Raw genomic sequence first — 12325 nt, 5'->3', positions numbered from 1 at the left:
CCCACCAATTCCCTAAACAAATTTCTTTGTTTGGGTAGATTGGAATCCCCCTGATTCATCAGTGGGGAGGATATCAAAAGTTCTAGATCATTTGAGCGAAGTTAATCAATTGTGCCAAAGTGGATAAGTGCTGCACTGTTGCAAAGCAGGAAGTAAAGATTGCATCTTGCGTCATTTCTAACTCTCAAGCTTGCTCATTCTGATGGTTGGTGGGTGATAAAATGCGCGATGTGCTGTGTACAAGGGTTGAAGAAACATAGAGAAGCGAAAATCCAATCAGAGGATGGAACACCTCTAGATGGAGAGGCATTTTGAGATGAATGCTGACAAATTGCAGCCCGAGCAGCACAGGTAGAGTGGCAGCGAGATGTCGTATTTTGCGTGAGAATGGGGCGAGGGATGACCACCCCCATAATATTAATGACAATCCACCATAGCCTCGCACTAGCCAAACATGAATATTCCACCAGGTAGGGTCATTGAAGTAGGCAACTCCAACTGTTAATAACTGAGCAATCAAGCAGAGGTTAAAGACGATTGAAATTGTATAAAAACCTATCTGTACCCAATGTGTGGGAGTACGATCGCGATCGATTTCCGAAGAAGTTGTGTTCATGTCAAACTGCCTGTTTAGCTACTTCTAAATTCGATATCCCCTGCATAAATAAGATTGCCTTATCGACCAACTCAGCCCCCGCTTTTTCTGGCGAACCGACATCAAATGGCGGGGCGGGATTGTACTCCAGTAATAGTTGAATAATCTTGGCTACTTCCTCACCACAAAGGATGCTAGCGATCGTCAGGCCAAAATCGATACCTGCTGTCACGCCTCCACCAGTAATACGATTGCGATCGATTACTATGCGCTCTGTGCCAACCTCAACGCCCAACTTTGCGAGTTGTTGGCGCATTGCCCAGTGAGTTGTCGCTCGATAGCCGAACAGCAGTCCGGTTTTCGCCAGAAATAGCGATCCACCGCAGACAGAAGTGATAAATTTGGCGGTGCTGCCTTGTTTGCGAAGAAATGCTAGTACCTCTGGATCGTCTTCTACTGCCCCTTGCTCCAAACCGCCGCCAATACAGATAACGTCCAAGCGCGGGCAATTTTCAAAGGTGGTATCAGGCAAAACCATCATGCCGTCATCGGTTTTAATCGGATCTAGCGTTTTCCAGATCCGATAAATCTGGACACCGGGCAACGCACTAAAAACTTGCTGTGGCCCCACCATATCCAGCAATGTCATGCCAGGATAAAATACCAAACCAATGATATGCTTTTGTGAGTCAGTCATGAATTCATCTCCTTGGGGCGATTGCGATTAAATCTGTCCTTATACTAGAAGTAGCAACCGACTTCGCCTAGTCCTCGATCGGGTACTCTTTTTGACAGCATGACTATTTCCTTGCAGCTTTTATTTAAAGAAATCGACCTGGTGACGGATGAACAAGATTTGCGATCGCAAGTCGTGCCCAAAATCGGCGAGTATTTTGCAACTCAGCGATCGGGAATCTTCTTTTTCGACCAGCTTTTAGCCGATCGAAAATTTCAGAAATTACTAAAAGTCGCGTTATCTGTCGAACACAATCCTGTTGCACGTTACTTAGCGGAGCGCCATACGCCTGTGCATGAAGGATTAGTAACATCGCCCAAGGCGTGGGCAATCATTTGTCCCCGCCCCGATCACTGGCACGTGATGGCGGGGCCGATCGTCAATAGCGGTGAATTAGTGGGTGCAGTGGGTTGCACCCGCGAACAGTCAATGCCTGCCTTTGATACGCAAAATCTAGCCGATTTGAGTGCGATCTGTTTGCACTTATCTGTTTGGGCTGCAACAGTACGCGCGGCGAAGCTATCCCGTAGGGAATCGCAACACCAACCTTTCAAGAGCGATCGATTAACGCCTCGTGAATTGCAAATTGCCGAATTGGTTGCTTTGGGACTAACTAATGCACAAATTGGGAAGGAAATTTGGATTACTGAGAATTCTGTGAAACAAGCTTTGAAGCGAATGTTCCGCAAACTTGAGGTTTCGTCTCGTGCAGAAATGGTTGCACAGCTTTCGGCGACCAAACACCATTTGCCAAGTGAAAACAAGCTCGTACTCTTGGCAGAATAATAACGCTAGAAACTAAAAGAGCGATCCTCTTCGTTGGCGTAGCCCCCGTAGGGGCGGGCTTCGCTAACGCACTGAATTAAAGAGCGATCGCCGCAGGTAATTTTGAAGTATTGAGTATTGCGATCGAGTTTTGGAAACTACAATTCAACAAATGAATAATTAAATATTACTTTGTAGTTTTGGGCAACAATTGATTGAGCGCACCACACAAGTATCCCTTTACGGTGTCTCTACTTGCACCTACGCCACTCGGAATGGTAAAGATCATCTCGACAGTTAATAGATTGCCGTCGGCTGAGGCAAATACATCAATTGGCAGAGCACGCTGAAATGCTGTTGCGGGATTTTCAGCTTTCATTACACCTGCGCTCACATCGGTGCTGATAGTTTTGATGCTCTCGCGGGCCAAAATGGGTCGTAATTGGGAAAATGCTCTCTCTATCGATAACCCCTCAACCTGAACACGCGCAGAAAAGGCAGCACCGTTGAAAAAGTCTCCCTTTTTTTGAAAGCTTTCCTCGCAGGTTGTGGCAACGGCGGGGGTGGCTAAACACATGAGAGCTAGAGTCAAGATAAGCGATCGCATATTAGCTGAGGAATGAAGAGTGAAACAATCATCAAGACCATGATGAACTATCATGGGATTATTTGGCAAGTGAGATCAAATCCGGTAGCCATGATACTTCACTAGCTGGGCGCGATCGCCCAATCAAAGATTGCACTCTTCGCCCACTAACTGCAAAATTTCGGTGCACAGTTCCTCCGGTGCTTTTGCCTTGGTGTGTATCGTAAATTTTGCCAATTGATGATTTGAAGGATGCTTGACAAAATATTCATTACCAGTTTGATCCACTTTCTTCGCCACAAAAAACCCCATGCTTTTCAATTGCGTGGACGATCGCAACTGCATTAGCAATTCCATCTTCGGCTTGAATTTTTGCCCCTAGATCGGCTGCACGCTGACGCATCGATCGATCGGTCACAGTCGTATGAATCGACTCTGCAAGTCGTTCAGCGGTTAGTTGTTTGCGAGGAATAGGTTTTGGCCCCACTCCTAATTCCGCCACGCGCTGCCCCCAAAAGGGCTGATCGCCAAAAAAGGGTATCACAATGGTCGGAACTCCTGCTCTGAGTCCGGCGGCCGTTGTCCCAGCGCCACCGTGATGGACGACAGTCGCAACACGGGGGAAGAGCCATGAATGGGAAATTGAATCCACCATAAAAACCGTATCTGGTAAATCGCTCTTACTCAAACCACCCCAACCAGATTGCAATATGGCGCGTTGTCCCGTAAGTTCGATCGCTTTTAAGACTATATCTGCCGTTTCTTCTGGGTTTCGGCTGCTCATACTCCCAAACCCGATATACACAGGTGGCGAACCACTTTGTAGAAAATCCAGCAAGGCGGATGGTGGAGTCCAATCCTGTGCTTCATCCAAAAACCAATATCCAGTGATATGGGTATTATGCCAATCAGATGGTTTAGAAATTACGGATGAACTGAGACCATAGAGAATTGGATAACGCTGAAAATGCTTTGAATTGTACAATCCCCAAAATGGGGCGGTGGGCAAGCCCAGCACTTGTTTTCGCGCTAACCCATCGCCTATCCGAGACCCCTGCCACATAATCTGTCGGAATAAATGATGAGATAACCGATTAACATAACCACCGAATTTGGATATGGACTGGGAGAAAAGGATAGCGGGAAAGGCTGCTGTCGGCGTAAAGGGAAAAATATATGCCTGAAGCAAGGGTATGAAACTGTAAGCTAATTTCTACCCAAATATAGACAAATATTACTGATTGTCCACTTCTTGAATCAATTCATCAACAATTCCTCTAAGCCGTTCTTGCCAGTTAGGAACGGCTTTAAGCTTTTCTCTAACTCCAGGCAATACTTTGAACTGCACGGGAACCCGATCGTACGCCACTTTGTTATCTGGCTTAAATTTTATTCTAGGCATATTGTCAAATTTCTAATTAATCTGGTATACTAGACAATATGAACCATTTGAGTAGTCGAGTCAAATGCAATTAGTAGAAAAACACGTCATCAGCCGACAGCATAAATTTTGGAACGAGTGTGACCATTTAGCTTTACAGTCCAAGCATCTTTACAACACTGCTAATTATGTGCAGAGACAATACTTTTTTGAGACCAAAAAGTATTACAACTCAATTGATATCTATCATCAAACCAAGAATTTAGAATCTTATCGGTATCTGCCCACTAAAGTTAGTAAGCAGGTTGTGCGTAGAGTATCAGAAGCTTGGAAAGGTTGGTTAGCAGCATTGAAAGATTGGTCAAAGCATCCTGAGAAGTATCTAGGAAAACCTAAAATGCCTGGATACAAGCATAAAGAGCGTGGTAGGAATGTTGTCATATATCCAATAGATGCAATATCAAAACCGGCTTTAGCTAAAAGTATTGTTAAGCTGTCTCAGACCTCCATTGAATTCCCAACTCAGGCTAAAAATGTTGACCAAGTAAGGATTATTCCTAAGCTTGACCACTACGTTATTGAAGTTGTTTACACCGTTGAAGAAGCCGCAAAATCTGATGGTAAATATGTTGCTGGTGTAGACCTTGGTTTAAACAATTTAATGGCTATAACATCCAATCATCCCGGTCTCAGACCGCTTTTGATTAATGGTAGACCGTTGAAAAGTATTAATCAATTCTTCAATAAAAGAGTTGCCGCATCACAATCAATTGAAGCTGGGAGACAAATAAAAATGTTGAACGGCAAGCGTGACAGAAGGATTGATAACTATCTCCATACTGTTAGCCGTAGAGTTATTGACTGGTGTCAATTAAATGATCTTGGCCAGTTAGTTATAGGCAACAACCAGGGATGGAAACAAGATATCAATATTGGTAAAAAGAACAATCAAGAATTTACCAAGATTCCACACGCGAAACTTATTAGTTTGTTGACCTACAAAGCTCAATTAGCGGGAATTGAAGTAATTGTGACTGAGGAAAGTTACACGTCAAAAGCTAGTGCTTTAGATGGTGATACGTTGCCTGTTTACAAAACTAAGTCAAATGTTAAACCCGTTTTCAGTGGCAAGCGTGTTAAACGTGGCTTATACAAAACTTCTAATGGTAGATTGATTAATGCTGATACCAACGGAAGTTTAAATATAGCTCGAAAAGTAATTCCCAACTTTATGAAGGGAATAGTGGGATTGCCGTTTATCCCAGTAGTTTTAGACCTTTGGACTAAGATTACAAACGTAGCTGTCTAGATTTGTCTACTATAGGGTAGCTTTGTCCAGATTTCTATGAGCGGTACAACAAGTTGACCACAAATCGAGTGGCTGAACTGGCAGGTGTGAGTATCGGCTCACTGTACCAATACTTTCCAAATAAGGAAGCTTTGATTTTTGCTTTGGGGGAGCATCATGCCCGTGAAATGGAGCAGTTAGCTCACCACCATCTAGAATATCTAGGAGATAGCTCTATCATTGATGTACTTCGGCAGATTGTAAAAGCGGTGTTGACTGCTTACGCCGTGAATCCTAAGCTCCATCGCGTTCTACATGAACAAATTCCTCGCAGTGAAGTGATGCGACAGTTAGATGATGCAAAGATGGAGAAAATGCTGCGATCTTTTCTAGCGCAACGATACGATCAAATTCAACCTAAAAATCTAGATTTAACGGTTTTCATTGTTGGACGCACGATCAAAGGGCTGATTCATGGGGCAATGATCGATCGTCCAGAATTGCTGAATAATGGGGAACTTGAACAAGAAATTATGATTATGCTGTCATCTTATTTAGTAAAAAGGTGATTGCAAGATACAAAATCATGTTTTTTATAAAAGCGATCGCTATTGCTAATATCTTGTGGTAGCTCAGCTAGCTGAATCTGCCCATTCTGATAAGTGCCTTCGATAGTTTTTAGCATAAGTTGCAGTTTGGTTAGTGCTTCTATTCTATTTTAGCAAGTAAAGTTAAATTAAAGTATACGAGACTTCACAATGTTTCTGGATCGAGTTTTTGGGTTTTACCTGCGTGATACTCATTGAAGGCTACTATTACAGATATTCTTCCGTAATCCCAGCATCCTTGAGAATACTTTTTAAGATTCCAGTAGGTAAGTCTCTATTGCTATGCACAGGAATAGACAGGATAACTGCAACCTCCTCTTTTGCGTAGATATGATGGCTACCAGTGATTCTTTTTAGCTTCCAACCATATCGCTCAACGATTTTGCAGAGTGCTTTGCCAGAAACAGATTTCATAGAGATAACTCAATTAACTGTTTATCGGGCGCAAGTTCATTTTGCTGACTGGCGACTTCCAGCCAACCTTGAACGGCATCTTCGAGCATCTCTAATAATTGTTCATAACTCTCTCCCCATGTGTGACAACCTGGAAGTGCTGGAACTGAGCCGCACCATACACCATCTTCTTGCCAGATAATCGCTTTAATCTTCACGAGCAATCTTTAATAGCTATTGGAATAGGATTGTAGCGCACCGCTTCAAAACTTGCTGCAAGTGCGATCGACTCTCATGGTAATTTTGAAATATTAGGTATTGCGATTGCGATCGCGATCGAACGGGACATGGGAAGTAGAATCATATCACAACACGATGACCCCAATCTGCTTCTTATGGAAATAGATCGCTTGCCATTTCTGAATCGCCTCCGGCGCACCATGTCCTCTGCCGAAGCCTGGGGGTTTAGTGTGGTTGGATATCTGATGTGGTTTACCTTAGCGCCGTCGATGCAAGCAGAAATTGGCTCCGCATCGCTGTTGGTCTGGATTCCTGGTGTTATCGTCGGAATTCTGTTTAACCTTCAAGTTCAGAGTTTGGGTGAGAAATATCCAGATGTATCTGGGGGAACACCAAATTACATCACGCGACTGCTGCATCGTTACCCTGCCCTTTCCCGTTACTTGGGGATTGCCTACTACTTGGGGTGGGTTTCCTTTCCAGCCATTAATGCGATCGTCATCACAGATTTGATCCAATTCCATTTAGAACCGATCGGGCTGAATATTCCAGAAACAGTGTTTGAGATCGGTTTTACTGCGATCGCTTACTTTGTAGCATTCAGTGGCACCCGCGCCGTCGCCATTCTGCACCTCTTTTTTGTCTTTCCTTCGATCGGCTTTTTACTCCTCTTCTGCGTTCAGGGTTTAGGCTGGCTGGCTTTTTCGCCCCAAAGCCCCGGACTCTTGCCCAGCAGCATTGATGCCATCAGTGTCCAGGACTGGCTGAAATGGTACTTGTTTGCCGCTTATAGCTTCTATGGCTGCGACACAGCTTCATCCTTTGTAGCAGACAGTCTCCACCCAAAAGACACGCTCAAGGCGCTGTCTTGGGTTGCCTGGTTCATGCCTCTGGTGTTTGTGGGTGGCACTTTAGTGTTGTTGCAGTTGGCAACCGCTGCGGGTTTAGAAGGCAATTTGTACGGCAATTTCCTGGCGGCTGCCAAGCCTTTCTGGGGAGACGCTGCCCCTGTCATAGTCACATTGCTGGTTGCGGCTAGCTGTTTGTTGGGATCTGCGACTAGCGTTTGCAATACGCCCCGCATCATTTTCCAACTCGCGCAGGATGGGCTGTTGTCTCCAGTGTTTGGCGCAGCGTCCCGTCGGGGTTCCCTAGAACCCGCGCTGCTGCTGACCTTTATCTGTAGTTTAGGATTTTTAGTCTGGGGCAACACGACTCAAATTGTCGTGGTGTCAGGGGTGAGTTTTTTCGTTTCGATCATGGGGTTGCACTTGGGGCTGTGGATGCAGCGCCACGATCCAGTCGTGCGTTGGGGGCGACTATCCTTAGCATTGCTGGTGGTGGAGTTCATTGCGCTGGTGGTGGGTGGTGTTGCCTGGGGATGGGTGGATTTTGGCATCGGGTTGCTTTTGCCGTTAGCAGCGATCGCGATCGACGCTGCAATTGGGCGGATTCCTTGGGCACCTTTGCACTTACCGTGGTGGGATCGACTCCATACCAAGCCAGTAATTCCTCCTAAAAACGAAGATTTTATAGTGTTTCAGGTTGCAATTTTGATTGCGCTGATTGGCGGTACAGCGACGATCAGTTGGCTGATCAGATCCTGGCTGCGGGTAGAAGTCGGAACCAACAATCCCTATCTGCTGATTATTGTGTTGATGACGCTGGCATTTGTGGGAGTGGCGATTGCTTGCTGGACAACTCTGCCCCAGGTTGCTGCGATCGAAGAACTAGCAATTTCCTCGATCGCGCAAGCTAAAGAATTGGAGACGACTCTAAACGAACTGCAAAAAGCCCAGATGCAAGTTATCCAAAGCGAAAAAATGTCTAGCTTGGGACAGTTGGTTGCGGGAATTGCCCACGAAATCAATAACCCGGTCAACTTCATCCACGGTAATCTCACCTACCTGGACGAATATACCCAAAATCTGTTGCGGATGATAGAACTCTATCAACAGCGCCATCCCAGCAACGATCCAGACGTGCAAGCAATGGCAGAGGAAATCGATTTGGAATTCCTCGCTGAAGATATCCAAAAGATAATTTCATCTATGAAGGTAGGCACCGATCGAATTCGCAGTATTGTTCTATCGTTGCGAAATTTTTCTCGCATGGATGAAGCAGACTTCAAAAATGTTGATATTCATGAGGGAATTGAGAGCACTTTGATGATTTTGCAACACCGACTCAAAGATCGATCGGAGCATCCAGCCGTGGTAATTATCAAAGAGTATGGTGCATTGCCCAATGTGGAATGTTTCCCCGGACAACTCAATCAGGTATTCATGAATATTTTTGTGAATGCCTTGGATGCCCTGGACGATCTGAATACCAAACGCTCCTATCAGGAGCTTAAAGACACCCCGAACCAGATTGCGATTCGGACTTCTGCGATCGACGATCGATGGGTGGAGGTGGCGATCGCTGACAACGGAATCGGTATGCCAGACGCAGTGAAGCAGCGCATTTTTGACCCCTTTTTCACCACCAAACCCATCGGTAAAGGTACGGGTTTGGGGATGTCGATTAGTTATCAAATCATTACTAAAAAACATCGCGGTAAAATCAAGTGTTTTTCTACACCTGGCTCAGGTACTGAGTTTGTGATTCAGATCCCCATTCGGCAACAGACAATTTCAGCATTCCCGATCGCTGCTGAATCTTAACCACTTCGGGTTCAGTGCAGCCCTCAAACAATCTGAGGCGGTACAATCATCGATCGGGGTGTCAATTACCGCCAACTGCTCGATCTGAAGCGGTAAGAATCAAAGATAGCGCGATCGCCCTTGACAAATATCGCACTCTTGGCAGAACAATAACGCTAGAAATTAAGAGAGCGATCGCAATACCGAATTGAAGAGCGATCGACCAAATGGTAATTTTGAAGTATTGGGTATTGGTATTGCGATCGCTCTTCGGCGCGACTCGGTTCTGCGGCTTCCAGAAAACGAAAGCAACCTTACACTTGGTTTTGGTCAGTCCACTTCAGGAGATTTTTCAGCGGCTGTTGATAACTACACTTCTAGCGAGGGTGGTGTTCGCCTAGCATACCAGGCATGAATCAGAAGGGTCTGTAAGAACAATACAGGTGTATCAAAGTCGCTGGATGCAATTATTGATTCGACTTCAAGTGGCGGTAGCACAGCAGTATTTCGACCATAAGAATCACGAAACTTTTCAATCTCCTCAGCAGGCACTTCGGAAAACCTCAGCATTCGCAGCCAAACCTCGAAAAGGCTTTGGTACGCTGAAGTAGACATATCGGAAGCCAGATCCGCACTTACCAAATATCCGTTAGGGCAAAGTCGTGAAGCAATTTGACTAAAAAAGTTGCGCCGCTCATCTTGTTGCGTAAAGAAGTGAGAAACCAGAAGGCAAGTCGCCGCATCGAAAGAGTGCGATGCCGGCAGTGAATCGAGATAGCCTTCGTGAAAAGTGCAACGTGACGCGATACCGCATTCTTCGGCGCGCTGGCGACAGATGTCAAGCATCGGTGCCGCAGGCTCTACCGCAGTAAATTGCCACTGTGGAAACGCTTGAGCCAGATAAATCAATTCCAAGCCGGTTCCCGCACCGACACAGAGAATCCGTGCATCGGTAGGAAGTTCGGAAAGTACCAGGCGGATCAGTAAATGAAGTGCGTCGCGCATCGGAGCCAATTTAGCGAATCTTTTGTCGTAGGAAGAAGCGCGTTCTCGATCGAAAACAATAGGTGACTCTTGATTTTGCATTCTGGAAAGCCAATAAGCTTGCAATCTGTATTTTAATAGCTATCTGAATAGGATTTTAGCCCCTCGCTTCACAACTTACTGGGTTCGGGCAAAACAAAAGTAATAACAATCCTATAAAGCTCGATCGCCAAAAAAATACATAAAACCCCAAAATCTCGATTATTAAACGGGTTTTGGGGCTTTCTTCCTGGCATCCGGTTCAAATTACAACTTGCGAGTGCGCGATCGCCCTTGACAAAGATCGTACTCTTGGCATAAGCTGTGTTGCATCTAGATTGCCTATGGTATTAGATAGGGAGAGGGGGAGAAGGGGAGAGGGGGAGAGGATTTGACGATTGTTCGATCGGGACTCGAAATATACAATTTAAATGCACAACAGCTTAACAATAAGAATAGAAATTAAGAGAGCGATCCTCTTCGAGGGCTTCGCTAACGTAGCGAATTGAAGGGCGATCGATCTACTGGTAATTTTGAAGTATTGGGTATTGGTATTGCGATCGAGCGTTGAAAACTACAACTCATCAATCGTCACTAATCCCCCCTGAGTGAACTGAATCACAAGTTCTTGCTCGTCCAGCAAAGCAGTTCCAATTAGAGGCCTTCGCCCTGTAGCAAATACACGAACTTCTCGTTCTTCCCCGTCCCAAAGGATGATTGCTTCGTGAACTGCTACTAGGACTTCACTGTTATCTGCTAAGTTTACAGGCAGATCGTACAGGAACGGCAAGCCCAGTAAGGTAACTGCCTCCGGTGGCAAACATAGGTAGTCAGTGAAGCCCGTATCTATGACAAACTCGATCGGGAAAGTAGAGCCGCTTGGGAGGAGAAACGTCAACAAGGGCGATCGCGTGCCGATCGGTCACAATACCAGAAATCACTTGTTGACACGCTCCATTACACCACCCAACGAAGCAGCCACATTGTAACCAATACAAATGCCAAAAAGTCGAGCATACGGATGCTTTGCCATCAGACTACGTGCGGCTTTTAGCCCAGTTTTATCAACTTCGCAGTCACCTGTTTCTATATCAATGATGACCATCTTGCCAATATTCTCTTCTATTTCAATTTTTTGGCGGATGGTGCTCTCATACAAATGTTTCGCACGACGAGCGACTTCTTCACGGCTCAAAAGGATTGTTTGCATACATTCCCTCTTTTTTGTAACTTTTGATCCTGTTATGGATATGATAGCTCACTTACACTACTACATAACGCTGACCGAGTAGGCACGAATTGCCCCATCAACTGTCGCAATAGTCAAACCATTCTCTAAAGCTTGACAGATAAGCATTCTGTCAAATGGATCGCGATGTAATGGTGGCAGTTTAGCCAGTTGAGCTACGCTACTTTCATCAAGAGAAAGACTGACAATTTGATGAAGATCGCGCTGTTTGGGTAAATATGTTTCGGGATGCTCCGGCAGAGGTAACTTACCCAACTGGTACTTGACAATTGCTTCCCAGACTGAAACTGCACTCAAATATACCTGATTATCTGGATCGCGAATTGCATCTCGAACATCTGTTGATAACTGGGCGTCACCACTGATGAACCATAAAAAGATGTGCGTATCTAGCAGAATTTTCATTTACCTTCAAATGCACTGAGGATATCTTCTGGTAAAGGAGCATCGAAATCATCTGGAACAGTAAACTCGCCTGCACACAAACCAAATGGTCGTAATTGCTTGCTGCTAGAAATAGGTCTGAGTTCGGCGATCGGCTTATCTGCTTGCAGGATCACAAAAGTTGCACCTGCTTCCACTTGACGCAGAAACTTTGAAGGATCGCGCTGAATTTCGTCAACTGTCACGTTCAACATAAAAATGCCTCAGTATAAAGCTCAATTGAGAATACTCCGCCTCACTCAATTGTAGATGATGGAGCCTATGCTCCCAGTTCGGATAAGTCTTGAATCATAATTAGACATCTCCAAAAACAATTAAAGCCTTTGTGTAATTAGGTTGTATGACGTAAATGCAATCATCCTAAATTAGCGA

General features: G+C 45.1%; 16 protein-coding genes. 4 read left to right on the top strand and 12 right to left on the bottom strand.

Features of this window, described 5'->3' with window-relative positions:
- Window positions 1-184 precede the first annotated feature (184 nt).
- A complete protein-coding gene (locus tag QUB70_RS28990) occupies window positions 185-616 on the bottom strand; it encodes a DUF6220 domain-containing protein (protein WP_332985072.1) in 432 nt (143 codons plus the stop codon).
- A 1-nt stretch (window position 617) separates the two neighbouring features.
- The gene (locus QUB70_RS28985) at window positions 618-1292 is read right to left on the bottom strand and encodes a DJ-1/PfpI family protein (RefSeq protein WP_332985070.1); all 675 of its coding nucleotides are present in this window, start codon (window positions 1290-1292) and stop codon (window positions 618-620) included.
- A 99-nt stretch (window positions 1293-1391) separates the two neighbouring features.
- On the opposite strand from QUB70_RS28985, the gene QUB70_RS28980 reads away from it, so the two are divergent.
- Entirely contained in the window at window positions 1392-2117 is a 726-nt protein-coding gene (locus QUB70_RS28980) for a LuxR C-terminal-related transcriptional regulator (protein ID WP_332985069.1), read from the top strand.
- Between the two features lie 166 nt (window positions 2118-2283).
- Here the strand turns inward: QUB70_RS28980 and QUB70_RS28975 are convergent, their stop codons facing one another.
- The 3 genes from QUB70_RS28975 to QUB70_RS28965 all read right to left on the bottom strand — a co-directional run bounded on the left by QUB70_RS28975 (window position 2284) and on the right by QUB70_RS28965 (window position 4084).
- Window positions 2284-2757, bottom strand: a complete 474-nt coding sequence (locus tag QUB70_RS28975) for a hypothetical protein (protein WP_332985068.1) — start codon at window positions 2755-2757, stop codon at window positions 2284-2286.
- A gap of 196 nt (window positions 2758-2953) precedes the next feature.
- Window positions 2954-3745 carry a glycosyltransferase gene (locus tag QUB70_RS28970; RefSeq protein WP_332985066.1) on the bottom strand — a complete coding sequence of 264 codons (792 nt, stop codon included), beginning with the start codon at window positions 3743-3745 and terminating at the stop codon, window positions 2954-2956.
- A 171-nt stretch (window positions 3746-3916) separates the two neighbouring features.
- Window positions 3917-4084 carry a hypothetical protein gene (locus QUB70_RS28965; protein ID WP_332985065.1) on the bottom strand — a complete coding sequence of 56 codons (168 nt, stop codon included), beginning with the start codon at window positions 4082-4084 and terminating at the stop codon, window positions 3917-3919.
- A 64-nt stretch (window positions 4085-4148) separates the two neighbouring features.
- On the opposite strand from QUB70_RS28965, the gene QUB70_RS28960 reads away from it, so the two are divergent.
- Window positions 4149-5372 carry an RNA-guided endonuclease InsQ/TnpB family protein gene (locus QUB70_RS28960; RefSeq protein WP_332985064.1) on the top strand — a complete coding sequence of 408 codons (1224 nt, stop codon included), beginning with the start codon at window positions 4149-4151 and terminating at the stop codon, window positions 5370-5372.
- Between the two features lie 53 nt (window positions 5373-5425).
- Complete coding sequence (locus tag QUB70_RS28955) at window positions 5426-5920, top strand: TetR/AcrR family transcriptional regulator (RefSeq protein WP_332985062.1); 495 nt, start codon at window positions 5426-5428, stop codon at window positions 5918-5920.
- Window positions 5921-6166: 246 nt separating this feature from the next.
- Here the strand turns inward: QUB70_RS28955 and QUB70_RS28950 are convergent, their stop codons facing one another.
- A complete protein-coding gene (locus QUB70_RS28950; RefSeq protein WP_332985061.1) occupies window positions 6167-6373 on the bottom strand; it encodes a type II toxin-antitoxin system HicA family toxin in 207 nt (68 codons plus the stop codon).
- Window positions 6370-6570 (bottom strand): type II toxin-antitoxin system HicB family antitoxin, encoded by a 201-nt coding sequence (locus QUB70_RS28945; protein ID WP_106146251.1) that lies wholly within the window; start codon window positions 6568-6570, stop codon window positions 6370-6372. The genes QUB70_RS28950 and QUB70_RS28945 overlap by 4 nt, the downstream gene beginning before the upstream one ends.
- A gap of 177 nt (window positions 6571-6747) precedes the next feature.
- On the opposite strand from QUB70_RS28945, the gene QUB70_RS28940 reads away from it, so the two are divergent.
- A complete protein-coding gene (locus QUB70_RS28940) occupies window positions 6748-9258 on the top strand; it encodes an ATP-binding protein (RefSeq protein ID WP_332985058.1) in 2511 nt (836 codons plus the stop codon).
- A 348-nt stretch (window positions 9259-9606) separates the two neighbouring features.
- Here the strand turns inward: QUB70_RS28940 and QUB70_RS28935 are convergent, their stop codons facing one another.
- The 5 genes from QUB70_RS28935 to QUB70_RS28915 all read right to left on the bottom strand — a co-directional run bounded on the left by QUB70_RS28935 (window position 9607) and on the right by QUB70_RS28915 (window position 12147).
- Complete coding sequence (locus QUB70_RS28935; protein ID WP_332985056.1) at window positions 9607-10323, bottom strand: class I SAM-dependent methyltransferase; 717 nt, start codon at window positions 10321-10323, stop codon at window positions 9607-9609.
- A gap of 511 nt (window positions 10324-10834) precedes the next feature.
- On the bottom strand, window positions 10835-11158 hold the full coding sequence (locus QUB70_RS28930; protein WP_332985055.1) for a clan AA aspartic protease: 324 nt from the start codon (window positions 11156-11158) through the stop codon (window positions 10835-10837).
- A gap of 39 nt (window positions 11159-11197) precedes the next feature.
- A complete protein-coding gene (locus QUB70_RS28925) occupies window positions 11198-11470 on the bottom strand; it encodes a hypothetical protein (RefSeq protein ID WP_332985054.1) in 273 nt (90 codons plus the stop codon).
- Between the two features lie 60 nt (window positions 11471-11530).
- Window positions 11531-11914, bottom strand: a complete 384-nt coding sequence (locus QUB70_RS28920; RefSeq protein WP_332985053.1) for a type II toxin-antitoxin system VapC family toxin — start codon at window positions 11912-11914, stop codon at window positions 11531-11533.
- The gene (locus QUB70_RS28915) at window positions 11911-12147 is read right to left on the bottom strand and encodes a type II toxin-antitoxin system Phd/YefM family antitoxin (protein WP_332985051.1); all 237 of its coding nucleotides are present in this window, start codon (window positions 12145-12147) and stop codon (window positions 11911-11913) included. Before QUB70_RS28915 ends, QUB70_RS28920 begins: the two co-directional genes overlap by 4 nt.
- Window positions 12148-12325 lie beyond the last annotated feature (178 nt).

This window comes from Microcoleus sp. A003_D6, from assembly GCF_036702825.1.
Lineage (GTDB): Bacteria > Cyanobacteriota > Cyanobacteriia > Cyanobacteriales > Microcoleaceae > Microcoleus.
The sequence above is the reverse complement of the archived record's forward strand: the minus strand, read 5'-3'. Positions and strand labels throughout refer to the sequence as shown.